Origin of the sequence: Variovorax paradoxus (genome assembly GCF_040544635.1) — a bacterium.
Taxonomy (GTDB): domain Bacteria; phylum Pseudomonadota; class Gammaproteobacteria; order Burkholderiales; family Burkholderiaceae_C; genus Variovorax; species Variovorax paradoxus_R.
Genome location: NZ_JBEPKJ010000006.1, coordinates 202,486 through 225,512, shown reverse-complemented (window position 1 = coordinate 225,512; position 23,027 = coordinate 202,486). Strand labels below are relative to the sequence as shown.

Below are 23,027 nucleotides of genomic sequence, written 5' to 3'. Positions count from 1 at the left end.
ACCCGGGAAGCGCTGCTACTTCTTGCGAGCCCGTCCACGCGCGGGCTTTCGCACGGCCATGCCGGGCGGCAAGACGAAGCTGTCTTTCGGCCCCAGCCCTGTGGCCACACCGAGCCGGGCGGCCAGATGCGCGGCATCGTATGGCGCATGCACCTTCACGTCGTTGTCGAAGTAGCAGTAAACATCGCGCCCCTTCTTGCGTGACAGCAGGCGCGAGGGTTCGGCCAGCCTTGCATCCTTGACCTGCCGCCCGTTGCGCCAGGCATCCATGCGCCCGGCCCAGCGATCGAGCGCCTCGTCGCTGTAGCCGCTCGCGTAGAGCTCCTTGTCGCCATGCAGCCGCATGTAGACAAAATCGGCGCAAAGGTCTTCGAGCAGGGGCCAGCGCCCCGCGGTGTCGGCAACCACCAGCGCAACGCCGTGCCGGCGCAGCATCGCAATGAAGCCCGGGTTCTCGAAGCTCGCATGCCGCACCTCCATCGCATGCCGGATCTGCAGCTTCGCGGGCACCTTCAGAAACGCGCGGTCGTCGTCCAGCTTCTCGTTGTGCTGCCGGGCCAGCGCAAGGGCGGACCGGCCGTCCCTCGGCAACAGTGCCAGAAACTCCTCGAGGCGATCGGCGTCGTAGGCAAAGGACGGCGGCAACTGCCACAGGATCGGACCCAGCTTGGAGCCGAGCGCGAACACGCCCGAGGCAAAGAAGTTGGCCAGCGCAGTGAGTGGATCCTTGAGCCACAGGTTGTGGGTGATGTAGCGAGGCCCCTTCACCGCAAACACGAAATCGTCCGGCGTTGCGTCGTGCCACGCCTGGTACGACACGGGGCGCTGCAGCGAATAGAACGAACCGTTGATCTCGATGGTGGGGAGCATGCGCGAGGCAAAGTCGAGTTCGAGGCGCTGCGCCAGCCCCTTCGGGTAGAAGCGCCCCCGCCATGGCGCATAGCGCCAGCCAGAAATACCGATTCGCGTCGCGCCCTGCATCGTTTGCTCGTGCTCTTGTGCTGAAGCCTCGAAGCTCGCTTGCCGGGCGGCATCGTGGCGTAGGAGATTTTCCTTTTCGCATAGCAGCATGCGGAACTTGCAGCGCCCTTCGTGCGAATCAGCGGGCGGGCCATGCTTAAGATCCGTCCCGATGCACATCGAGCACACCAACCCCTCGGGCTACTAGCAGCCTCGACCGCCATGCAGTTCAAATGGATGGAAGACTTCATCGCGTTGGCGCAGACGCGCAGCTTCACGCGCGCCGCCGAGCTTCGCCACGTCACGCATCCGGCCTTCGGACGGCGCATCCGCGCACTTGAATCATGGGCCGGCACGGTGCTGATCGAGCGCGGCAGTTCGCCGGTAGTGCTGACGGCCGCGGGCGAGAATTTTCTGGACCACGCGAGCCAGGTGGTGCGCAGTGTCGAGGGCTCGCGCGAGGAAATGCGCAACGTGGCGGGCCGGCAGGCGCGCACGGTCACGCTGGTTACCGGCCGCACGCTGGCGCGCACGGTAATGGCCGACTGGCTGGTGCGCCTGCGGCCCCTGCTGCGGCAGGGCGAAGTGCGGGTGCTGACCGGCGCACTGGCGGAAACGGTGCGCATGCTGGAACACAACGAGGTGGATTTCTCGCTCATCTTTCACCACGCCGCCCTCACCGTCCGGCTCGACGGGCGGCAGTTTTCCCATGTGACGGTGGCGTCAGACAAGCTCGTTCCAGTGTCGCTCGCGGACGCGCAGGGCCGCGCGATGCACAGCTTCGAGGGTGCCGGCGAAGTGCCGTTTCTCTCGTACGTCCGCACGCTTGCGATGGGCCGCATGGTGGAAGACCTGCTGGCCAACAATCCCCAGGCGCCACGCCTCAAGCGTTGCATCGAATCCGATTCGGCCGACGCGCTCTATGAATATGCACTGAGAGGCCTTGGCGTGGCGTGGCTGCCGTGGTCCATGGTGCAAGGCGATTGCAAGGCCGGCCGGTTGGTGCCGGCGGGCGGGCGGCGCATGGAAGTGCGCTTCGAAGTTCGGCTCTACCGGCCCAAGCGCCGCCTGGGAACACTGGCCGAAAGCGTTTGGCAAGCAATGGCGCCGCGCTGACATCGGCTCCATCGGCACGGGTTCGTGCCAATACGGCACACGCCAGAGCAAAAGGCCGCACAGAATTCTCGGGATTACTACATCCCCAGAGGCAACGATGCGTCTTCCCCGTGCTTTCTCTTCGAGCCTCGCCCTGGCGCTGTGCGGCCTCGCCTGCGCGGCATCCGCTCCGGCCAATGCCCAGGCGTACCCGAGCAAACCGATCACGCTGGTGGTGGCCTACCCGCCCGGCGGCTCCACCGACCTCACCGGGCGTGCGCTCGGCGTCGAGTTGTCGAGCCGGCTGGGCGTGCCGGTGATCATCGAGAACGTGGGCGGAGCCGGTGGAGCCATCGGCGCACAAAAGGTTGCCAATGCCGCGCCCGATGGCTACACGCTGCTCGTCGGCGCCAGCAACGAAGTGGCGATCAACAAGCTGGTCAACGGCAACGTGAAGTACGAGTTGAAGGACTTCACCGCCATCGGCCTGATCGCGTCCCAGCCGCTAGTGCTGGTGGCGGCCCCGTCGGCCGGCGTGAAGAACTCCGGCGAATTTCTTGCGCTGCTGAAGAAGAACCCCGGCAAGTACAGCTACGGCAGCTCCGGCGTCGGCACCTCCCTGCACCTGGCGGGCGAGATGCTCAAGCAGCAGGGCGGCATCTTCATGACGCACGTGCCCTACCGCGGCGTGGCGCCGCTGACCAACGACCTGCTGGGCGGCAACATCGACTTCGGCGTGTTCGTTCTTTCCAGCGCATTGCCCTACATCCGCAGCGGCAAGATGGTGGCGCTGGGCACCACCGAGGCCAAGCGGTCGGCCGTCACGCCAGACCTGCCCGCCCTCAACGAGAACCCCAACCTGAAGAGCCTGGACATCGGCGTCTGGTTTGCGCTGATGGGGCCTGCAAAGCTGCCGGAGCCGGTGGCGGCAAGACTGAAGAAGGCATTGGGCGAAACGCTGCAGTCGCCCGACTTCCGCAAGAAGATGGATGCCGCGAGTTCGGTTGTCCCGACCTCGGATGTGGAGATCGACAAGTTTCTCGTCAGCGAAACCGCCAAGTACAAGACCATCGTCAAATTCGCCAACATCAAGGAATGAGCTTGTCCGCGTCTCTTCTTTTTGAACTCCCCGCCCCCGACATCGCCGCATGGCGCGCCGGCAACACCGGCACCGAAGGCGTCTGGCAATTCGAATCCGCGGTGCCCGGCCGGCACGTGATGATCAGTGCGCTCGTGCATGGCAACGAAGTGTGCGGCGCCTGGGCGCTCAAGGGCCTGCTGGAAGCGGGTGTTCGCCCCCGGAGCGGCCGGCTCACGCTGGCGTTCTGCAACCTGGAGGCCTTCGAGCGCTTCGATCCCGCGGACCACGATGCCTCCCGCTTCGTCGACGAAGACCTCAACCGCCAATGGTCGCCGGAACGGCTGGAGGCCGCCACCACGCGGGAGCGGCGGCGCGCCGCGGCGCTGCAGTCCTTTGTAGCCCAGGCCGACTGGCTGCTGGACCTGCACTCGATGCACGAGCCCTCCGCGCCGCTGACCCTTACCGGCACGCAGCCGCGCAACCTGCGGCTGGCGCAGGCGATGCGCAGCCCGGAGCATGTGGTCATCGATGCCGGCCACAAGGACGGCGTACGCATGCGCGATTTCGGCCGGTTTGGTATGCCAGACGCGCAAAGCGACGCCCATGCGCTGCTGGTGGAGTGCGGCTTCCACGGCGACCCCGCCAGCCGCACCGTGGCCCAAGACCAGTGCGCGCGCTTCCTGCGAGCGGCCGGCACCCTGGACGATGCCGCCATTGCGCAGCAACTGCCCGGCTGGCTGCAGCCGGACGCACCGCGCCAATGGGCGCTGGACGTGACCGGACCGGTGGTGGCGCGCAGCGAGGATTTTCGCTTTGCACAGCCCTTTACAGGGCTGGAGGTGATCGAGCGCGCAGGCACCGTCATCGGCTGGAACGACGGCGAACCCGTGACCACGCCCTATGACGATTGCGTGCTCGTCATGCCCTCGACGCGCCAGGCCAAGCCGGGCGTAACAGTGGTGCGCTACGCCCGTCGCAGGCTACTCTGAACCTGGGCCGGCTGGCGGGAGCTTTCGGGCTGTGGCAAGCTCCAAGGAGTATGCAAACCCGCCCCCTGCCCTTCCCTTCCCGCCGCTGGCTGCTGTGCGCGCTATTGGGTGCCGCCGCCCTGCAGTCGCCGCTCTCGGCGCTGGCCGGCTTCAATTTCTTCACCAGCGAATACACCGCAACGCGCGATGAGCTGCAAACGCAGATCGCCAAGCGCTTTCCGGTGGCCGAGCGCTATGCCGAGATTTTCATGGTCGGGCTGCGCGACCCGCAGCTGGGCCTGGACGCACGCGGGAACCGCGCGGCCATCACGGCCACGCTGACGATTGCAAGCCCGTTGCTGGCCGCCTCGCCCGTGCAAGGCGTGGTGTCGGTCAGCAGCGCGCTGCGCTACGACGCCACCACGCGCGCGCTGCGGCTCGACCAACCCAAGGCCGAACGCATCGAGCTGCAGGGCGTACACGGCCGCGATGCGGAACGCCTGCAGCAGGTGGGCGCGTTGGTGGCGCAGGAACTGCTGCAAGGTCAGGTGCTGCGCAGCTTTACCGCCGACGAGCTCACGGTCGGACGCAAGACCTACGAGATCGGCGACATCACTGTTCAGGACGACGGCATCAAGGTGCAGCTGAAATGACCGCTTCCCTACTTCGCGCGCATCGTTTCGCCTCGGGCACCTTGGCGGCATGCATTGCCGGCGCGCTGTTCATGGCCGGCTGCGCGGCCATCCTGCCCAGGGCCAAGCAGCACTTCGACCTGCAGGCCCACCGGGGAGGGCGTGGCCTCGCGCCCGAGAACACACTGGCGGCGTTCTCGAAAGCCATCGACCTGGGCGTGAACACGCTCGAGCTCGACATCGGGCTCACGGCCGACGGCGTGGTCGTCATCTCGCACGACACCGCGCTCAACCCCGACCACACGCGCGACGCAAACAGCGCCTGGCTCGCGCCGAAGACCGGCGCAACCGTCCGCTCTCTCACGCTGGCGCAGCTTCAGAGCTACGACGTGGGCCGACTGAACCCCGCGAGCAACTACGGCAAGCAGTTCGCGCTGCAGCAGCCGCATGACGGCGAACGCATTCCCACGCTGGCCGCCCTGTTCGACCACGTGCGCGCACGCGGCACCGCGGCCGCAACGGTGCGCTTCAACATCGAAACCAAGATCGACCCGACCAGGCCCGACGAAACCGCCGCGCCCGAGCCGATGGTGCGCGCCCTGCTCGCCGAAATCGACAAGGCGCAGATGGGCGGCCGGGTGACGATTCAGAGCTTCGACTGGCGCACGCTGGCGCTGGTCGGGCAGCTCGCGCCGCAATTGCCGCGGGCTTATTTGAGCTCACCGCGTACGCTCAAGGACAGCCGCTGGACAGCCGGCCTCAACGCCACCGATTTCGCTTCGACGCCGCAACTGGTCAAGGCCGCCGCCGGCAAGCCGGGTGCGCCTGTCATCTGGTCGCCGGCCTACGCCGACCTGACACCCCCAGCCATCAAGGAGGCGCAAGGGCTCGGCTTCAAGGTGCTGCCCTGGACCGTGAACCAGCGCGCCGACATGCTGCGGCTGATGGACTGGGGCGTGGACGGCATCATTACCGACTACCCCGACGTGCTGCGCGACCTGGTGCGCGAGCGCGGCCTCTCGCTGCCGCCGCCCGGAAAGGCCGGCGCATGAACGCAGCATCGCAACTCGACGCCATCGGCACGCGAATCGACGCGCTGCGCAACGGCCGCGGCGAATCGATCACCGTCCTTTCGAACGAAGCGCGCGCAAGCAGCGAACTGCTCGCAGCCCTGCCGCCGCGCTATGGCGAAGTGCTGCTGAACCTGCTCGACCGGCTCGAATCGAGCGCGCTGTTCAGCGAAGAGAGCTGCTCATTCAGCCAGAAAGACCTGCTCGACAACCTGCAGGTGTGGGTCGACAAGGCCCGCGCGCAGCTGGTGTCCTGAGAAGAGGAGAACCCCATGCAAAGACGAACCTTGCTTCTGCGCGCCGCCCCGGTGCTGGCGCTCGCATCGACGACGGCATGGCCGCTGGCCGCAATGGCCGCCGCGCCGATGGTCGAAATCTGGAAAGACCCGAATTGCGGGTGCTGCCAGGACTGGGTGAAGCACCTCAACGCCAACGGATTCGCCACCCGTGTGCACGACGAGGGCAACAATGCCGCGCGCTCCCGGCTCGGTGTTCCGGCCAAGCTGGGCTCATGCCACACGGGCCTGGTGGGCGGCTATGCGCTCGAAGGCCACGTCCCGGCGCGTGAGGTGCACCGGCTGTTGAAGGAAAAACCCAAGGCCATCGGCCTTGCCGTACCGGGCATGCCGGTCGGCTCACCCGGCATGGACGGCGCCGCCTACGGGGACCGGCGCGATCCGTACGACGTCCTGCTGGTGCTGGCCGATGGCGGCAGCCGCGTCTACCAGAGCTATCGCTGAGCCTGAATCGCAGAAAAGACAGATCGGGCCGATCAGCCGAAGCGGCCAGGATCGAAAGGCGCAAGCGGCGTCTCGGGCGTTGTACCCGCGAGCAATTGCGCCGCGAGCTTGCCTGTGCGCGCCGAGCCGCACAGGCCGACATGCCCATGCCCGAAGGCCAGCACGATGTCTGTGCTGGCCCTTGAAGCCCCGATGCACGGCAGGCCGTCGGGCAGGCTGGGCCGGTGACCGAGCCAGTGCTTCACCGAGGCTGAACCCGCTGACTGACGGCCGAGGGCGGGAAACATCGATTGCAGGTGCCGGTGCAGTATCTCGGCGCGGCGCCAGTCAGGCGCGGCTTCGAGCCCGCCGATCTCGACCTGGCCCGCCGCCCGCAGTCCGCCGTCCATCCAGTGCGCGATGAGCTTGCCGTCGGCCACCATCGTGGGCGTGCGCGGTCCCACTGCGGCGCCTTCGACGACGACGTGATAGCCGCGCTCCGATTCCAGAGGCACCGGGGAACCGGCTGCAGCGGCCAGCGGACCTGAGCGTGCGCCGGCGCAGATGGCGGCGGCATCGCAGGCGATTTCACCGGCCTCTGTCAGCACCGCGCGCAGCCGCCCGCCCTCGACGCGAAAACCCGTGGCGCGCGTTGCCACACGCTGTGCACCGGCGCTGAATGCATGCTGCGCCAGCGCAGCCACATAGGCACCCGGGTTGCGACAGTGGCCGGCCTCGGGCACGAAGATGCCGAGCGTGTAGCGCGCGTCGAGGTCGGGCTCCCGCTGCCGCAGTTCCGGCTCGGCCCATTCCTCCCACTGCACGCCGGTGCGCCGTCGCACGCGCCAGCCGAGCGCGTCACCCTCGAACTCGTCGCGCGAACGGTAGGCATGCAGCAGCCCGCGCTGTTCGATGAGCTGCGGCACGCCGGCCTCGGTGGCAAGCCGGGCGTGCAGCGCCGGCGCATCGGCGAGCAGCGTGCGCAGTGCGTCGGCGGTGCGCTGCACGCGCGCCTCGGTCCAACCCGAAGCCAGGTAGCGCAGCAGCCATGGCAACGCGCGCGGCAGGTAGCGCCAACGCAGCGCCAGCGGCCCCAGCGGATCGGCCAGCCAGCCCGGCACCTTGCGCCATGCACCCGGCAGCGCGGGCGGCACCACCGAATGCGAGGACAACCAGCCCGCATTGCCGTAGCTCGTGGCGTGCGGGCCGCCGGGTTCGCCGGGCTCGATCACCGTCACGCGCAGGCCCGCGCGCAGTGCCTCGATGGCGGTTGCGCTGCCCACGGCGCCCGCACCAATCACGACCGCGTGGCGCACAGCACCGTCCGCGGAGAAACTTCTTGCAACTGTCATGGCGCCTATCGTAGAGGGCGCGGTCCCATAATCGGCCGCCATGCCTGCTTCGTCATCCGCACCCTCTTCTCTTTCTTCGTCTTCAGGCGCCATTACCGATGTTGCCGGCATCGAAGTCGGTCATTTCTCCGACACGCGCCGGCCCACGGGCTGCACCGTGATCCTCGCGCGCGAAGGGGCTGTTGCCGGTGTCGACGTGCGCGGCGCCGCACCGGGCACGCGCGAGACCGACCTGCTCTCGCCCGGCAACCTGGTGCAGCAGGTGCACGGCATCATGCTGGCGGGCGGCAGCGCCTGGGGCCTGGCCGCCGCCGAGGGCGCAATGCGCTGGCTCGAGGAACGCAACATCGGCATGGACGTGCGCTTCGGCACCCTGCCCATCGTGCCCGCGGCCGTGCTGTTCGACCTGCCGATGGGCGATGCGCGCATCCGCCCCGACGCCGCGGCCGGTTATGCGGCCTGCGACGCAGCAAGCAACAGCGCCCCGGCCGAAGGCAACGTGGGCGCCGGCAGCGGCGCGCTCGTGGGCAAGCTCTTCGGCGTGCACCGCGCGATGAAGGGCGGTATCGGCACCGCCTCTGTCACCGTGGGCGGCGTGACGGTGGGCGCGCTCATCGCGGTCAATGCGCTGGGCGACGTGATCGACCCCGACACCGCGCAGCCGGTGGCCGGCGCACGCACCGAAGACGGCCTTGCCCTGCTCGACACACGACAGGCCCTGCTGCGCGGAGAGGCGCCCAAGCCGCTGCTCGCGGGCACCAACACCACGCTCGGCGTGATCGCGACCGATGCGGTGCTGACCAAGGTGCAGGCCAATCGCCTCGCCAGCGTGGCGCACGACGGCCTCGCGCGCGCCATCAACCCGGTGCACACCATGAGCGACGGCGACACACTGTTTGCGCTGGCCACCGGCCGCGTTCCGCTCGAAGGCCCCGGCGCCGAATCCAGGCCGGGCATGACAGTGCTCGGCACCATGGCGGCCGAAGCGGTGGCACGCGCCACCTTGCGCGCCGTGCTGGCGGCGCGCGCCGTTACCGTCGGCGATTTGCATATTCCCTGCGCGGCCGACCTCGCAGCAACAAAAGGTTGAATTCCTCATGGCCATGCCCAAGACGCTGAAGCTGATCCTGCTGTCGATACGCGACCTGATCGCCTCGGCCGGTCCTGTCGTGTTCCTGGTGATCGGCGTGCTGATTGCCGCCTACTGGTGGCTGCAGCCGCAGCCGCCCAAGCACGTGACGCTGGCCACCGGCCCCACCGGCAGCGCGTACGCGCAGTTCGGCAAGCGCTATGCCGAGGTGCTCAAGAACAGCGGCATCGAGGTGGAGCTCAAGGCCACCACGGGATCGACCGAGAACCTGCAACTGCTGCGCACCGGCGGCGCCGATGTGGGCTTTGTGCGCGGCGGCAGCGCCGACCCGGTGGCCGACGAGGAAGCCGGGCTCACCTCCCTCGGCAGCCTGTTCTTCGAGCCGATATGGCTCTTCTATCGCGCCGACACCGCGCAGAAGATCGATCGCAAGACGGCCACGCTGACCTCGCTCACGCAACTGCGCGGCTTGCGCGTGAACGTCGACATGCCGGGCAGCGGCCTGCCAGAGATCATGGAAAGGCTCTTCAAGGCCAACCACCTGGAGCCCGATGCGCTGCAGCTCTCCAACCTTGAACAGGCGGCCGCGGCCGAAGCGCTGCAGGCCGGCCTGCTCGACGTCATCGTGCTCGCCTCGGCGCCGCAGTCGCCGCAGGTGCAGCGCCTGCTGCGCGCACCCGACATCAAGCTGATGGACTTCGGCCAGGCCGATGCCTACTCGCGGCGCTTTCCCTTTCTTTCTGCAGTGACGCTGCCGCGCGGCGTGGTCGACCTGTCGAAAGACCTGCCGCCTTCGGACGTCACGCTGCTCGCCGCCACCACCTCGATGCTTTCGCGCGACGAAACGCACTCGGCGCTGCGGCAGCTTTTTGCGCAGGCCGCCCAAGGCTTGCACAGCGATGCGGGCTGGTTCAACCGCGCGCGCGACTTCCCCAACACGCGCACCAGCGAACTACCCGTGAGCCCCGAGGGCGACCGCGCCATCAACGGCACGCCGCCGTTCTGGCAGCGCTACCTTCCGTTCTGGGCCAGCAACCTGATCGAGCGCATGTGGCTGGTGCTCGGCGGCCTGCTGGTGCTGATGCTGCCGCTGAGCCGCGTGGTGCCACCGCTCTACCAGTTCCGCGTGCGGCGGCGTGTGTTCCGCTGGTATGCGCGGCTGCGCGACATCGAAGCCAAGATCGACGCGCAGCAAGGCGGACGCGAGGAATTGCTCAGCGAACTCGAGGACCTCGACCGCGTGGTGAACAAGGTGGCCGTGCCGCTTTCTTACGCCGACGAGCTCTATGCGCTGCGCAACAACATCCACACGGTGCAAAGGCGCGTGCAGCTGCGCTGGCCGCAGCCGGGCGATTTCGCGCCCCGGACACCGCCGCCAAAGGAACCCACAGAAAGCGCTTGACTTGGAGCGCGCTCCAGGCTGCGACCCGCGTCGCGGGCACAGCTTGATCTCTCGAGAAAGCGCCGGCCGCGCCGTCAGCGCTGAAGGCGCAGCAGCTTGCCGTTGTCGGTCAGCACATAGAGCCAGCCGTCCGGGCCCTGGCGAACATCGCGCACGCGCTCGCCGCGGTTTGCGAGCAGGCGCTCGCGGCCGGTGACAGTGTCGCCGCTTAGCGTGAGCCGCCAGAGCGCGGTACCGGCCAATGCCCCGACGAACAGGTTGCCCTGCCACTCCGGGATGTTCGTCGCGGTGTAGAAGGCCATTCCGCTCGGCGCGATCGACGACTTCTGCGTGCCTGGGGTCCAGACCGAGCCGTCGATCTTTTCCCACCAGGTCGCGGGCTGCTCCATGCCCGCCTTGCTGGTGCCCTCGCCCACCTGGGTGAGGGTGCCGTACTCCTGGCCATAGCTGATCACCGGCCAACCATAGTTGCGGCCGGCCTGTGTGAGGTTGATCTCGTCGCCGCCCTGCGGTCCGTGCTCGCTGGTCCAGAGCTGATCCGTGCCCGGCCGCATCGCGGCGCCCTGCGGGTTGCGGTGGCCGTAGCTCCACAGCTCTGGCTGCGCGCCAGCGACGCCGAAGTCCGGATTGCCGGGCGCCGGGGCGCCCTCCGTCGTAAGGCGTGCCACCTTGCCGTTGCCGCGCGACAGGTCTTGCGCGAATCCGCGCTGCGTGTCGATCTGGCGGTCGCCCATGGTCACGAACAGATAGCCCAGGCGGTCGAATGCCAGGCGTGAGCCGTAGTGCCCACTGCTGCCGCTCACCTTGGGAGCCTGCCGGTAGATCACCGTGACGTTGCTCAGCGTGCGATTGGCGGTATCGAGTTGGGCGCGTGCCACGGCCGTGCCGTTGAGCGCGACGTTCGCGCTGTCGCGCTCGGCGAAGCTCAGATAGATGCGGCCGTTGCTGGCAAAGGCCGGATCGAGCGCCACGTCGAGCAGGCCGCCCTGGCCGTCGGTATCGACCACCGGTGCACAACACACTGTGTCGGCCCCACCATTGACGGGCGTGCCATCGGCGTTGCGCAGCCGCAGTTGACCGCCGCGCTGAGTGACGAGCATTCGGCCATCCGGCAGAAAAGCCATGCTCCAGGGGTTCGACAGGTCGGTGGCCAGTTCCGTCACGCGAAGCGGGCCGGAAGGCGGTGCAGGCGCGGCGCCGGGAACGGGTTGGGGCGCCGTTGCCGGGGATGGGGTCGTGACCGCGGCCGGCGTACCCAACGCGGCGAGCGAAAAGTTGCCGCCCCCGCCGCCCCCTCCGCCGCAACCGGCCAGCCATATCGGTGCGGTGAACCAGAGGATGCGTGTCGACATCGTCATGACCGGCCTCTTTCGACAGAATGGACCGCACCATGGTGACACCGCGACCGACCGGGCGCAAAGAAAAACCGCCCGAAGGCGGTTTCATTTGGTAAGCACCGCGGCAGCGTTACTTGAGCGCCTTGTAGCGCATGCGCTTGGGCTTGGCACCCTCTTCACCCAGCCGCTTCTTCTTGTCGGCTTCGTACTCCTGGTAGTTGCCGTCGAAGAAGGTCCACTGGCTGTCGCCTTCGGCGGCCAGGATGTGCGTGGCGATACGGTCGAGGAACCAGCGATCGTGGCTGATGACCATCACGGTGCCGGCGAATTCGAGCAGCGCGTCTTCGAGCGCGCGCAGCGTTTCCACGTCAAGGTCGTTCGACGGTTCGTCAAGCAGCAGCACGTTGCCGCCAGCAATCAGCGTCTTGGCCAGGTGCAGCCGGCCGCGTTCGCCGCCCGACAGCGTGCCGACCTTCTTTTGCTGGTCCGCGCCGTTGAAGTTGAAGCGGCCCGCATACGCGCGGCTCGCCATCTGGAACTTGCCGACGTTGATGATGTCCAGGCCGTTCGAGATGTCTTCCCACACGGTCTTGTTGTTGGCGAGTTCGTCGCGGTGCTGGTCGACGAAGGCCATCTTGACCGTCGAGCCGATGACGACTTCGCCAGTGTCCGGCTGCTCCTTGCCCGCGAGCAGCTTGAAGAGCGTCGACTTGCCGGCGCCGTTCGGGCCGATGATGCCGACGATCGCGCCCGGCGGCACGGTGAAGCTCAGGTTGTCGATCAGCATGCGGTCGCCGAAGGACTTGCTGACGCCGTGGAACTCGAACACCTGCTGGCCCAGACGCTCCGCCACCGGAATGAAGATTTCCTGCGTTTCGTTGCGCTTCTGGTATTCCATGTCGCTCAGCTCTTCGAAGCGGGCCAGGCGGGATTTGCTCTTGGCCTGGCGTGCCTTCGGGTTCTGGCGCGACCACTCCAGTTCCTTCTTCAGCGCCTTGGCGTGGGCTTCTTCGCTCTTCTGCTCCTGCGCCAGGCGTTCGCCCTTCTGCTCGAGCCAGGTGCTGTAGTTGCCCTTCCAGGGAATGCCGCGGCCGCGGTCCATTTCCAGGATCCACTCGGCTGCGTTGTCGAGGAAGTAGCGATCGTGGGTAATGGCCACCACGGTGCCCGTGAAGCGCTGCAGGAACACTTCGAGCCACTCCACCGATTCGGCGTCCAGGTGGTTGGTCGGCTCATCGAGCAGCAGCATGTCGGGCTTGGACAGCAGGAGGCGGCACAGCGCCACGCGCCGCTTTTCGCCGCCTGACAGCAGGCCGATCTTCGCGTCCCACGGCGGAAGGCGGAGGGCATCGGCGGCGATTTCCAGTTGATGTTCGGAATCGGTGCCGGCGGTGGCGATGATGGCTTCGAGCTGGGCCTGCTCGGCCGCCAGCGCGTCGAAGTCGGCGTCTTCGGCCCCGTAGGCGATGTACACCTCTTCGAGGCGGGCCTTGGCCGCAAACACCGCGCCCATGGACTCTTCGACCGATTCGCGCACCGTGTGCTCGTTGTTGAGCTTGGGTTCCTGCTCCAGATAGCCGATCGTCATCCCCGGCATGGGCAGCGCCTCGCCCTCGAACTCCTTGTCCACACCCGCCATGATCTTGAGCAGCGTGGACTTGCCCGAGCCGTTCAGGCCGAGCACGCCGATCTTGGCGCCGGGGAAGAAAGAGAGCGAAATGTCTTTCAAGAGCTGCCGCTTGGGCGGCACGGTCTTGCTGACACGGTTCATCGAATAGACGTATTGAGCCATCTGTGGATAGTTACCTTGGGTAGCGGAAATTGGGGAAAAGTGCGGGCGCCCGAAGAAAGCTTTCGGACGCGGCAAACCATGGATTATCGACTCATGCGACAATAGGCACCGTTGCCGGGTCCAGTTGCCCGCAACACCGGCTCTCTGCCGGGGACGAAGAAAGCCCTTTATCACGACGGGTTTTTCGGCTCCCACCCCTGACCTTCATCTGCCTTGACTGGCTCGGCGTTACCAAAAGACGCCAAGCGGGCCGATGCCACTGCGCCGTGTATGGCGCTTATTGTTTCCAATGAATTTTGACGAACTGAAGCTGGCTCCCGCCATCTTGAAGGCTGTGCACGAGCACGGTTACGACACCCCCACCCCCATCCAGGCGCAAGCCATTCCCGCGGTTCTCGAAGGCCACGACCTGCTCGGCGGCGCCCAGACTGGCACCGGCAAGACGGCCGCCTTTACGCTGCCGATGCTGCACAAGCTCAGCACGAGCGCCAGCGCCACCAACAAGTTCGGCGGCATCGGCATTCGCGCCCTGGTGCTCACCCCCACGCGTGAACTCGCGGCCCAGGTCGAAGAGTCGGTCCGCACCTACGGCAAGTACCTGGAGCTCGACTCCACCGTGATCTTCGGCGGCGTGGGCATGAACCCGCAAATCAGCAAGCTCAAGAAGGGCGTCGACATTCTCGTGGCCACCCCCGGCCGCCTGCTCGATCTGCAGCAGCAAGGCATGCTCGACCTGAGCCAGGTCCAGATGCTGATCCTCGACGAAGCCGACCGCATGCTCGACATGGGCTTCATCCACGACGTGAAGAAAATTCTCGCCCTGGTGCCCCGGGAAAAGCAGAGCCTGCTGTTCTCGGCCACTTTCAGCGACGAAATCCGCGACCTGGCCGCCACGCTGCTCAAGAACCCGCAAAGCATCCAGGTCACGCCGCGCAACACCACCGTGCAGCGCATCACCCAGGTGATCCACCCGGTGGGCCGCGGCAAGAAGAAGGCGCTGCTCGCGCACATCATCAACGAGAACAAGTGGAGCCAGGTGCTCGTGTTCACGCGCACCAAGTTCGGCGCCAACAGCGTGGCCGAATTCCTGACCAAGAACGGCATCCAGGCGATGGCGCTGCACGGCAACAAGAGCCAGAGCGCACGCACGCAGGCGCTGGCCGGCTTCAAGAGCGGCGACATCCGCGCGCTGGTGGCCACCGACATTGCGGCCCGCGGCATCGACATCGATGAGCTGCCGCACGTCGTGAACTACGAAATTCCGAACGTCAGCGAAGACTACGTTCACCGCATCGGCCGCACCGGCCGCGCCGGTTCGAGCGGCGAGGCCGTGAGCTTTGTCTGCCTGGACGAAGAAGGCTTCATGCAGGAAATCGAACGCTTCACGAAGCAGACGATTCCGGTGCAGTTCGTCGAAGGCTTCGGCCCTGAAGACGGCGAACGCGCCGAGCCGATCGCCATGGGTCGCCAGACGATCTGGGGCGGCGCAGGCCGTCCGCCGAGCCGCGACGTGATGCAGGCGGCCGCCAAGGCTGCCCGCACCGAAATGCTGCAACGCATTCGCGAGAACAAGACCGGCCAGGGCGGCGGCGAACGCGCCGGTGGCGGCGGTGGTGGTGGCAACGGCGGCGGTCAACGCCGCGGTGGCGGCCAGGGCGGCGGCGGTCAAGGCCGCAACGCCAACGGTGGCGGTCAAGGCCAGGGCTTCCAAGGCCAAGGCCCGCGCGGCCAAGGCGCTGCCCGCCCGGCACAAGGCCGCGGACCGCAAGGCCCGGCACGCACGCCGCACCATGCGCCCCAACATCATCAACAGCAGAATCATCTGCCGCACGACGAGCGCCAACCGCGCCATCACGGCAACAGCCACAGCCCGACGCAAGCCAACCAGGTTGCACACCTGCGCGCTGAAGCGGTCGCGGGCGGCGATGGCCAGCCGGATCCGTTGCGCACGAGCGTCGACCACATGGGTGGCGGACGCGGTCGCGGCCGTCCGGGCGGCGGTGGTGGTGGCGGCTACGGCGGCAACCGTTCGGGCGGCGGTGGCCGTTCGGGTGGTGGCGGTGGCTACGGTGGCGGCGGCGGCAACCGTTCCGGCGGTGGCGGCGGTGGCGGCGGTGGCCGTTCGTTCGGCCGTTAAGCGGAACCGCGGGTAGAACACCTACCCCGCAATTGAACAAGGGCACCTCGGTGCCCTTTGTTTTTTCCGGGTCGCTCGTCAGCGCGGCGGTGCCGTGCTCGCCCGTATGTTCTTTGCGATTCTGGTCGCCAGCGCGGTCACCGCGTCGTCATAGCTGCGGGTGACCTCCTGCGGCTTGGCGACCAGTTCACCGAAGCTCCCCCAGCGGTCTCGCGCATTCGCCGGCACGCTGCCGGAAGAATCGCCGCTGGCGTCGGCACCGTAGTAGATGGTCTCGGAGTACACGGAGTCGCCGTCCTTCGCGGTCATCAAATAGACGCTCAGGTTCACGCGCGGCACGTAGTCGGTCGAGAAACGCGCCGAATACATGCCGACCTCGTTGAAGTAAACATGCAGCACCGGCTCCGACGTCGGCAGCTTGCCGTAGTCGATGTGGTCCGGCGAAGCCGCCGGCCTGGAAACGCCCTCGAGCGCCTGCGCCTGGTAACCCAGCGCGTTCAGTTGCTGCACCAGCGCCGCCGTCATCTTCGGCCCCATGTCCTTGCGAACGGCTTCCATGCGCTCGTTGAATTCAGAGCCCTTCACACGATCGGCAATCGACTGCCACAGCACGCCGAGCGGGACGCCCTTGTTCTCGGTGTGAAGCTTGTTGATCGGCGCCACGGGGATCACCATGATGCGGGTGACGGAGGGGAGTTCGGGCACGGTGGTGGGCCTGGAGCCGCAACCTGCAAGCAACAGGGTGCCTGCGAAGGCGCAAGCCAGCAGAGCGCGGTGGGAAGGCATCCCGTAGTTGATTGATTTCAAGTTCAAGATTCCGCCTCAGAGCTTCCCGCTGTCGGCGGGGTTGTGCACGATCTGGATCAGCACGTCGGGCGTGTAAGCCCTGGTGCGCGAGATCTCGGCAACCACGGTGCGCTCCTCGTCTTCTTGCGCCGCAACCAGCGCGCGCCGGCCGGGCTCGTACAGAGGGGCGGACTGGCATGCGGCGAGTGCAATGCACGCCAGCAAGACAGCACAGGTCGATCGAATCTTCATCTTTATGTCCTCCCGTTGGAATTTGGTGCGGATGAAAAAGCCGCAGCATCGAATTGTCGTTTTACAAGTCACAACACAAATGTTGCAAGAGCACAAATTCAGCACATTTCTCACGGCTTTTGTCAGCTACGCCACAAAGCTGCGCCGGTCGCCTTTCTGCCCATTAGTACCAAAGGCGTCGCCCCGCCCGTCACGGCGGACGGACACAATCGCGGGCCATGCAATACATCCCACCCAACTACGCCACGCTCTTCGTCGCCACGTGCAACCTGCTGAATCTCGCGAACCCGCACCGCGTGTACTACGAGAACCAGGACGCCTACGACGAGCGCGAATACGAACGCAAGATCGGCTGGATCGGCGAGCGCTTTCACGCGCTCAATGCCGACGTGCTCGCGGTGCAAGAGGTCTGGGACGAAAGCGCGCTGAAGGCCGCAATTGCGCGCAGCGGTTTGCGCTATGACTTCGTCTCGGTACCCGGCGCCGAGAACACGCCGCCGCACAACGGCGCGCAGGGCACGCCGCGGGTCGGCATTGCCACGCGCCTGCCGGTGGACCATGCGCAGTCTTTTGTCGACTTTCCGCCGGGCTTCGGCGTCGACGTGCCGGGCCTGGGCCCGCACACGCGCTTCGAGCGACCGCCCTTTCTGGTCACGCTGCGCATGAAGCACGGGCAGCAGGTGCATGTGCTGACGGTGCACCTGAAGTCCAAGCGCCCGAAATTCCTTCAAGACGCGCAAGGCAATCATCTGGAAGACCGGGAAGACCGCAAGGTGGGTGCGATGGCTTCGCTGCGCTCGCTCGTCATGCGGGGCGTTGAAGCGGCCGCGTTGCGCTGCATCGTGATCGACCTGCTGCAAGGCACGAACACGCCACTGGTGGTGATGGGCGACTTCAACGACGAGCCGCACAGCGTAACCACGCAACTGGTGGCCGCCACTTCCGACGTGGCCTACGACAAGGCGGCGCGCGACGTGGCGCTGTTCAACGCCTACGAGATGCAGGGCGAATCGGCGCTGAAGAAAGACGTGGCCTATTCACACGTTCACCAAGGCTTTCCGGCCGTGCTCGACCAGATCTTCGTGAGCGAGGAATTCGTTGCGGCAAGCCGGCACAGCCTGGGCGACGTGCGCAGGGTCGACTATTTCAACGACCACCTGCACGAAGGGCGCGACCGCTCGCGCTCGGACCACGGCTTTGTGCGTGCGCTGCTGAGGCTGCGCACCGACTGAACGGGACCAGCCAACGAAGCTCAGAGCTTCGAAACCCGCACCATCGCGTCGGCCCGCTTGTGCAGGTCTGGCAGCAGTTCCAGGCCGAGCCCGGGCTTGTCGTTCAGGCTGATCATGCCGTTCTCGACCTTCGGCAGCTCGGTGACGAGCTCCTTGTACCAGCCGGTGAAGAAGGCGCGCACGCTCTCCTGGATGAGCGCATTGGGCGCATGCAGGCTCAGGTGTGTCGACGCGGCCCAGACCACCGGGCCGGTGCAGTCGTGCGGTGCCACCGGCAGTTGCCAGGCATCGGCCATGGCCGCGATCTTGCGGGCTTCGGTGAGGCCGCCACACCAGCTCAGGTCGAGCATTGCAACGCCGGCCACGCCGGTCTGCAGATAGTCCTTGAAGCCCCACTTGTAGCTGAGCGTCTCGCTGGCGCAGATGAGCGCATCGCAATCCTTCGCGTACTGCTTGAGCAGGTCGAGGCTGTCCATGCGGATGGCGTCTTCATGCCAGAAGGTGTCGAACTCCTTCAGCGCGCGGGCGATTTTTTGCGCCATGGGCAGGCGCCACAGGCTGTGGAACTCGACCATGATGTCCATCTTGCCGCCGACGGCCTTGCGGATCTTGCGGAACGGCTCCAGCGCGGTGTCGAGATCGGCATTGCTGATGTACTGGCCGTGGCTCTTTTCCGCAGCGGGGTCGAACGGCCAGATCTTCATGGCCGTGATGCCTTCGGACAGCAGCGATTCGGCCAGCTCGTCGGCATGGTGCAGAAAGCCCTGCAGGTCCTCGTAGGGGCCGTTGTTGTTGGCCAGCCCCCAGTTGGAGCTGGTCTGGTTGGTGGCGCTGCGAATGTACTGATAGCCGGCGCAGGTGTTGTAGATGCGGATCGCGTCCCGGCTCTTGCCGCCCAGGGCGGTGTGCACCGGCATGTTGGCAGCCTTGCCGAACAAATCCCACAGTGCAATGTCGACGGCCGAGTTGCCGCGCGTTTCCACGCCCGACCCGCGCCAGCCCAGATAGCCGGTGATGTCACGGTTGCGTGCCTCGATCTGCAGCGGATCGGTGCCGAGCAGCTTCAGCGCCGCCCATTCATGCAGATAGGCCTCGACCGCCTCCGCGCCCATGAAGGTTTCGCCGAGGCCGACCAGGCCCTCGTCGGTATGCAGGCGCACCCACACGATATTGGGAAACTCGCCAAGGCGGATGGTTTCGACTTCGGTGATCTTCAATTTTTGAAACTCCAGAAAAAAAGGGCCGCGGCAGCTTGCGCTGCGCGGCCCCGATACCACGTCAGGAATCGATCAGCCGCCGCGCGCCTTCTTCAGCGCATCGGTCACCACGCCCACGGCTTCCGCGCCGATGGTGGGCACGTTCTTGTCGTACACGGGCTTCACCTTGTCCAGCATGCGCTTCTGCTCGGCCGGCGACACGTCGTTCACCGTCATGGTCTTGCGCAGGTTGGCGAGCGCCTTCTCGTTGAGTGCACGATTGGCTTCGCGCTGGACCTTCTGGCCTTCCTTCGCGGCTTCGCGCAGCACGGCCTGCTCTTGCGGGTTGAGCTGGTCCCACAGCTTCTTGCTGTAGAGGATGAGGAACGGCGTGTAGGCATGGCGCGTCACGCTCAGGTACTTCTGTACTTCGCTGAACTTCGAGGTCTCGATGGTCACGAAGGGGTTTTCCTGGCCGTCGATGGTGCGGGTTTCAAGTGCGGTGAACACTTCGCCGAAAGCCATCGGCACCGCATTGGCGCCCAGGGTCTTGAACGAGTCCAGGAAGATGTTGTTCTGCATCACGCGCAGCTTCACGCCTTCGAAGTCCTCGGGCTTGGCCACGGGCTTCTTGCTGTTGGTCAGGTTGCGGAAGCCGTTCTCCCAGTAGGCCAGGTTCACCAGGCCCGCGGCTTCGAGCTTCTTGTTGAAGTACTCGCCGGCGGGGCCGTCGAGCACCGCATCGGCTTCCTTCTCGTTGGCGAACAGGAACGGCAGGTCGAATGCGCCGAGTTCCTTCACGATGCCGACCAGCGGCGAACTGGAAGTGCACACCATTTCCTGGGTACCGGCACGAAGAGCCTGCGTGGCCGGCAGGTCGCCGCCCGCGGCGCCGCCCCAGAAGGCGACGATCTTCATCTTGCCGCCGGTCTTGGCGGCCAGCACTTCCTGCATCTTCTTGACGCCCACGCCCACCGGGTGGTCTTCGTTCACGCCGTTGGTGAACTTGATCGTGCGGTCGGCGAATTGCGCAATGGCACCGGTCGATGCCAGCAGGCCGCCGGCCACGAGGGCGGCGGTCATCAGGGTTCTGCGAAACAACATGCTTGTCTCCTTCGATTGAGGTTGAAATGAACTGACGGAAAACCAACTAGCGCCCCATCCACCACTGGAGCGGAATGGTCACGATTTCAGGGACGAACACCAGCGTGAACAGCACAACCAGGTGGGCGATGAAGAAAGGCATCACGCCCTTGAACGCATCGTCCATCGAGATGCGCGCCACGCCGCTCACCACGTTGAGCACCGTGCCCACGGGCGGCGTGATGAGGCCGATGGCGTTGTTCATGATGAACATCACGCCGAAGTACACCGGATCGATGCCGGCCTTGAGCACCACCGGCATCAGCACCGGCGTGAGGATCAGCACCGTCGGCGTGAAGTCGAGCGCGGTGCCGACGATGACGATCAGCACCATCATGACGAACATCAAGAGGATCTTGTTGTCGAGGAAGGGCTCGAGCAGCGTGACCACCTCGGCGGGGATGTTGGCCACCGTGATCAGCCATGCGCTCACCATGGCGGCGGCCACGAGGAACATCACGACGGCGGTCGTCTTGCCAGCAGCCAGCGTGAGCCGGTACAGGTCCTTGACCTTCAGCTCGCCGTAGACGAAAAGGCCGACGATCAACGAATAGACCGCAGCCACGACCGCCGCCTCGGTCGGCGTGAAGACGCCGAACTTCATGCCACCGATGATGATGACGGGCAGTGCGAGCGCGAGGCTGCCCTGCGCCGTGACCTTGAGCCGCTCGCCCCAGGCCACGCGGGGCGCCGACTTCACGTTCTCCTTCTTGGCCACGATCCACCAGGCGACGCCGACAGCCAGGCCCATGAGGATGCCCGGCACGATGCCGGCCAGGAACAGCTTGGTGATCGACACGTTGCCGGCCACGCCGAACACGATGAGGCCGATCGACGGCGGAATGACCGGCGCGATGATGCCGCCCGCGGCGATCAGGCCGGCCGAGCGGTTCAGCTGGTAGCCCGCGGACTTCATCATCGGGATCAGCAGTGCGGCCAGCGCAGCGGTGTCGGCCACGGCGGAGCCCGAAACCGACGCCATGATGATCGCGGCCACCACGGCCACATAGCCCATGCCGCCGCGGAAATGGCCGACCCACGCCATCGCCAGGTTGACGATGCGTCGGCTCAGCCCCCCGGCGTTCATGAACTCGCCGGCCAGCAAGAAGAATGGCACGGCGAGCAGCGGGAAGTTGTCTGCGCCATCGACAAAACGCTGCGCAATGATCTGGCTGTCGAACGCCGGCAGGCCGCCGGTGTAGGCCAGCCAGCCCATCAGCGACACGCCGCACACCAGCAGCGAATACGAAATTGGAATGCCCAGCGCCATGGCACCGAGCAGCGAGACGATGAAGATGGTGACTGTCATTGGGCCACCTTGCCATGCGCCGAAACTTCGAGCACTTGCTCTTCGGATTCCATGACCTGGATCAGTTCCTGCTCCGGGACCCTTCCGCGGAAAAGGCGCCAGAGCTTCTCGATGTTGAAGATGCCCATGACCACGGCGACCACGTAGCCGATGCCATACACCCAGATCATCGAGATGCCGACCACCGGCGATATGTTGGTGACCTGCAGCTCGTGCATTTCGTACGTGCCCATGAGGAACAGCACGTTGCAGAACAGCATGAGAGATTGGCTCATGAAAAAGCAGAACTTCTTGCCGCCCAGGGGCAGCTTCTTGATGAGTGTGTCGACGCCCAGGTGGGCGCCTTCGCGCATGGCCACCATGGCACCGATGTAGGTGAGCCAGATGAAGCAGTAGCGCGACATTTCGTCGGACACCGAAATGCCCGAGTTGAAGCCGTAGCGCAGCACCACGTTGCCGAACACCATGATGACCATGGCCACCATGCACACCACCACAAGGAATTCCAGCACGCGGAAAAACCCGTCGATCACTCTATTCATAATCCATCTCCTGTCACTTCTGCTGTTGTTATGAAATTTGTCGCCCGCTAGAGCGGAAAGGCCTTGAGCCTGGTGGCGGGGCGGCTGATGCGTGGAAGCTTCTTGCGCGAGGCCAGCACCTGCTCGATATCGTGTCGCGCACCGTCGATCAGCACCAGAACGGCTTTTTCGGCCCGCGCCGAGTCGCGCGCAATCACGGCGTCGAGCACCGCGCGATGCAGCGGCAGCGAACTGGCGGGCCCGTTCTTGCGGCTGGTCGATATTTCGAAGCTCGTGCGCAGCAACGCACCGAGCGCACGGCTCATCTGCACCAGCATGCGGTTGTGGCTGGAGCGGATGAGGCCTTGGTGAAAACGCAGGTCGGGCGTGATGTAGTCGCCGCCGAACTCGATGGCGCGCTTCATGCCCGCATAGGCGTCTTCCATCTCGGCAATGTCTTGCGCGGTGGCGCGCTCGGCGGCGAGGCCCACTGCTGCCGGCTCGACCACGCGGCGCAGGTCTTGCAGGTCGCGCAGAAACTCGGCGGAAAGGCCGGCTTCGGTCTGCCAGACGATCACGTCGGCGTCGAACCAGTTCCACTGGTCCGCGGGCTGCACGCGCGTGCCGACCTTGGGACCACTGGTGACAAGCCCCTTTGCAATCAGCGACTTGATCGACTCGCGAATCACGGTGCGGCTGACGCCGAGCTCCTCGCACAGAAGCGGTTCCGGCGGAATCGACGCGCCAGGCGCATAACGGCCAGCGACGATGTCGCTTCCGATGCGGTCGACGGTATTGCCGTGAACATTCTTGATCATGCGTGCCTGTTTCTCGTCTTTGTTATGTTTTCTTGCTTTTGCTTCTTGTCCGATACCCGGGGGTCGGAAAGACGCTGCCGGCCACTCGAAAACCCTGAACGCCATGACAACGTCTCACGCTTATCATATGATGAT

The 23,027-nt window shown here is 65.9% G+C and carries 22 protein-coding genes; 11 read left to right on the top strand and 11 right to left on the bottom strand.

The window, feature by feature from the left end; translation table 11 throughout:
• Positions 1-15 precede the first annotated feature (15 nt).
• Complete coding sequence (locus ABIC94_RS12520) at positions 16-981, bottom strand: DUF72 domain-containing protein (RefSeq protein WP_354373325.1); 966 nt, start codon at positions 979-981, stop codon at positions 16-18.
• A 201-nt stretch (positions 982-1,182) separates the two neighbouring features.
• Between ABIC94_RS12520 and ABIC94_RS12515 the strand changes: the two genes are divergently transcribed.
• The 7 genes from ABIC94_RS12515 to ABIC94_RS12485 all read left to right on the top strand — a co-directional run bounded on the left by ABIC94_RS12515 (position 1,183) and on the right by ABIC94_RS12485 (position 6,546).
• On the top strand, positions 1,183-2,076 hold the full coding sequence (locus ABIC94_RS12515; RefSeq protein WP_354373324.1) for a LysR family transcriptional regulator: 894 nt from the start codon (positions 1,183-1,185) through the stop codon (positions 2,074-2,076).
• Positions 2,077-2,173: 97 nt separating this feature from the next.
• Positions 2,174-3,154, top strand: a complete 981-nt coding sequence (locus ABIC94_RS12510) for a Bug family tripartite tricarboxylate transporter substrate binding protein (protein ID WP_354373323.1) — start codon at positions 2,174-2,176, stop codon at positions 3,152-3,154.
• Between the two features lie 2 nt (positions 3,155-3,156).
• Positions 3,157-4,125, top strand: a complete 969-nt coding sequence (locus tag ABIC94_RS12505) for a succinylglutamate desuccinylase (protein ID WP_436317999.1) — start codon at positions 3,157-3,159, stop codon at positions 4,123-4,125.
• A gap of 50 nt (positions 4,126-4,175) precedes the next feature.
• Positions 4,176-4,757, top strand: a complete 582-nt coding sequence (locus tag ABIC94_RS12500) for a DUF1439 domain-containing protein (RefSeq protein ID WP_354373321.1) — start codon at positions 4,176-4,178, stop codon at positions 4,755-4,757.
• Positions 4,754-5,788, top strand: coding sequence for a glycerophosphodiester phosphodiesterase (locus tag ABIC94_RS12495; protein ID WP_354373320.1), 1,035 nt, complete (start codon positions 4,754-4,756; stop codon positions 5,786-5,788). The genes ABIC94_RS12500 and ABIC94_RS12495 overlap by 4 nt, the downstream gene beginning before the upstream one ends.
• Entirely contained in the window at positions 5,785-6,063 is a 279-nt protein-coding gene (locus ABIC94_RS12490) for a hypothetical protein (RefSeq protein ID WP_354373319.1), read from the top strand. The genes ABIC94_RS12495 and ABIC94_RS12490 overlap by 4 nt, the downstream gene beginning before the upstream one ends.
• A gap of 15 nt (positions 6,064-6,078) precedes the next feature.
• Positions 6,079-6,546, top strand: coding sequence for a DUF411 domain-containing protein (locus tag ABIC94_RS12485; RefSeq protein WP_354373318.1), 468 nt, complete (start codon positions 6,079-6,081; stop codon positions 6,544-6,546).
• Positions 6,547-6,578: 32 nt separating this feature from the next.
• Here the strand turns inward: ABIC94_RS12485 and ABIC94_RS12480 are convergent, their stop codons facing one another.
• Positions 6,579-7,877 (bottom strand): NAD(P)/FAD-dependent oxidoreductase, encoded by a 1,299-nt coding sequence (locus ABIC94_RS12480; RefSeq protein ID WP_354373317.1) that lies wholly within the window; start codon positions 7,875-7,877, stop codon positions 6,579-6,581.
• A 40-nt stretch (positions 7,878-7,917) separates the two neighbouring features.
• Between ABIC94_RS12480 and ABIC94_RS12475 the strand changes: the two genes are divergently transcribed.
• The gene (locus tag ABIC94_RS12475) at positions 7,918-8,967 is read left to right on the top strand and encodes a P1 family peptidase (protein ID WP_354373316.1); all 1,050 of its coding nucleotides are present in this window, start codon (positions 7,918-7,920) and stop codon (positions 8,965-8,967) included.
• Between the two features lie 7 nt (positions 8,968-8,974).
• Positions 8,975-10,369, top strand: coding sequence for a TAXI family TRAP transporter solute-binding subunit (locus tag ABIC94_RS12470; RefSeq protein ID WP_354373315.1), 1,395 nt, complete (start codon positions 8,975-8,977; stop codon positions 10,367-10,369).
• Between the two features lie 74 nt (positions 10,370-10,443).
• On the opposite strand, the gene ABIC94_RS12465 is transcribed toward ABIC94_RS12470, so the two are convergent.
• Entirely contained in the window at positions 10,444-11,727 is a 1,284-nt protein-coding gene (locus ABIC94_RS12465) for a PQQ-dependent sugar dehydrogenase (protein WP_354373314.1), read from the bottom strand.
• A 109-nt stretch (positions 11,728-11,836) separates the two neighbouring features.
• Complete coding sequence (gene ettA / locus ABIC94_RS12460; RefSeq protein ID WP_055798110.1) at positions 11,837-13,498, bottom strand: energy-dependent translational throttle protein EttA; 1,662 nt, start codon at positions 13,496-13,498, stop codon at positions 11,837-11,839.
• Between the two features lie 289 nt (positions 13,499-13,787).
• Here ettA and ABIC94_RS12455 point away from each other — a divergent pair, with 289 nt between their 5' ends.
• Positions 13,788-15,635 (top strand): DEAD/DEAH box helicase, encoded by a 1,848-nt coding sequence (locus ABIC94_RS12455; RefSeq protein WP_354373313.1) that lies wholly within the window; start codon positions 13,788-13,790, stop codon positions 15,633-15,635.
• Positions 15,636-15,713: 78 nt separating this feature from the next.
• Here ABIC94_RS12455 and ABIC94_RS12450 read toward each other — a convergent pair whose 3' ends face one another.
• Together ABIC94_RS12450 and ABIC94_RS12445 are read right to left on the bottom strand one after the other, a co-directional pair.
• The gene (locus ABIC94_RS12450; RefSeq protein ID WP_354373312.1) at positions 15,714-16,421 is read right to left on the bottom strand and encodes a hypothetical protein; all 708 of its coding nucleotides are present in this window, start codon (positions 16,419-16,421) and stop codon (positions 15,714-15,716) included.
• Between the two features lie 36 nt (positions 16,422-16,457).
• Complete coding sequence (locus ABIC94_RS12445; protein WP_354373311.1) at positions 16,458-16,673, bottom strand: hypothetical protein; 216 nt, start codon at positions 16,671-16,673, stop codon at positions 16,458-16,460.
• Between the two features lie 218 nt (positions 16,674-16,891).
• Between ABIC94_RS12445 and ABIC94_RS12440 the strand changes: the two genes are divergently transcribed.
• A complete protein-coding gene (locus tag ABIC94_RS12440) occupies positions 16,892-17,905 on the top strand; it encodes an endonuclease/exonuclease/phosphatase family protein (protein WP_354373310.1) in 1,014 nt (337 codons plus the stop codon).
• 20 nt (positions 17,906-17,925) lie between these two features.
• Here ABIC94_RS12440 and ABIC94_RS12435 read toward each other — a convergent pair whose 3' ends face one another.
• The 5 genes from ABIC94_RS12435 to ABIC94_RS12415 all read right to left on the bottom strand — a co-directional run bounded on the left by ABIC94_RS12435 (position 17,926) and on the right by ABIC94_RS12415 (position 22,892).
• Positions 17,926-19,122 (bottom strand): mandelate racemase/muconate lactonizing enzyme family protein, encoded by a 1,197-nt coding sequence (locus ABIC94_RS12435; protein ID WP_354373309.1) that lies wholly within the window; start codon positions 19,120-19,122, stop codon positions 17,926-17,928.
• A 72-nt stretch (positions 19,123-19,194) separates the two neighbouring features.
• Complete coding sequence (locus tag ABIC94_RS12430; RefSeq protein ID WP_354373308.1) at positions 19,195-20,205, bottom strand: TRAP transporter substrate-binding protein; 1,011 nt, start codon at positions 20,203-20,205, stop codon at positions 19,195-19,197.
• A 46-nt stretch (positions 20,206-20,251) separates the two neighbouring features.
• Positions 20,252-21,553, bottom strand: coding sequence for a TRAP transporter large permease (locus tag ABIC94_RS12425; protein ID WP_354373307.1), 1,302 nt, complete (start codon positions 21,551-21,553; stop codon positions 20,252-20,254).
• The gene (locus ABIC94_RS12420) at positions 21,550-22,095 is read right to left on the bottom strand and encodes a TRAP transporter small permease (RefSeq protein WP_354373306.1); all 546 of its coding nucleotides are present in this window, start codon (positions 22,093-22,095) and stop codon (positions 21,550-21,552) included. Before ABIC94_RS12420 ends, ABIC94_RS12425 begins: the two co-directional genes overlap by 4 nt.
• Before the next feature lie 47 nt (positions 22,096-22,142).
• Positions 22,143-22,892, bottom strand: coding sequence for a FadR/GntR family transcriptional regulator (locus ABIC94_RS12415; RefSeq protein WP_354373305.1), 750 nt, complete (start codon positions 22,890-22,892; stop codon positions 22,143-22,145).
• Between the last annotated feature and the right edge of the window lie 135 nt (positions 22,893-23,027).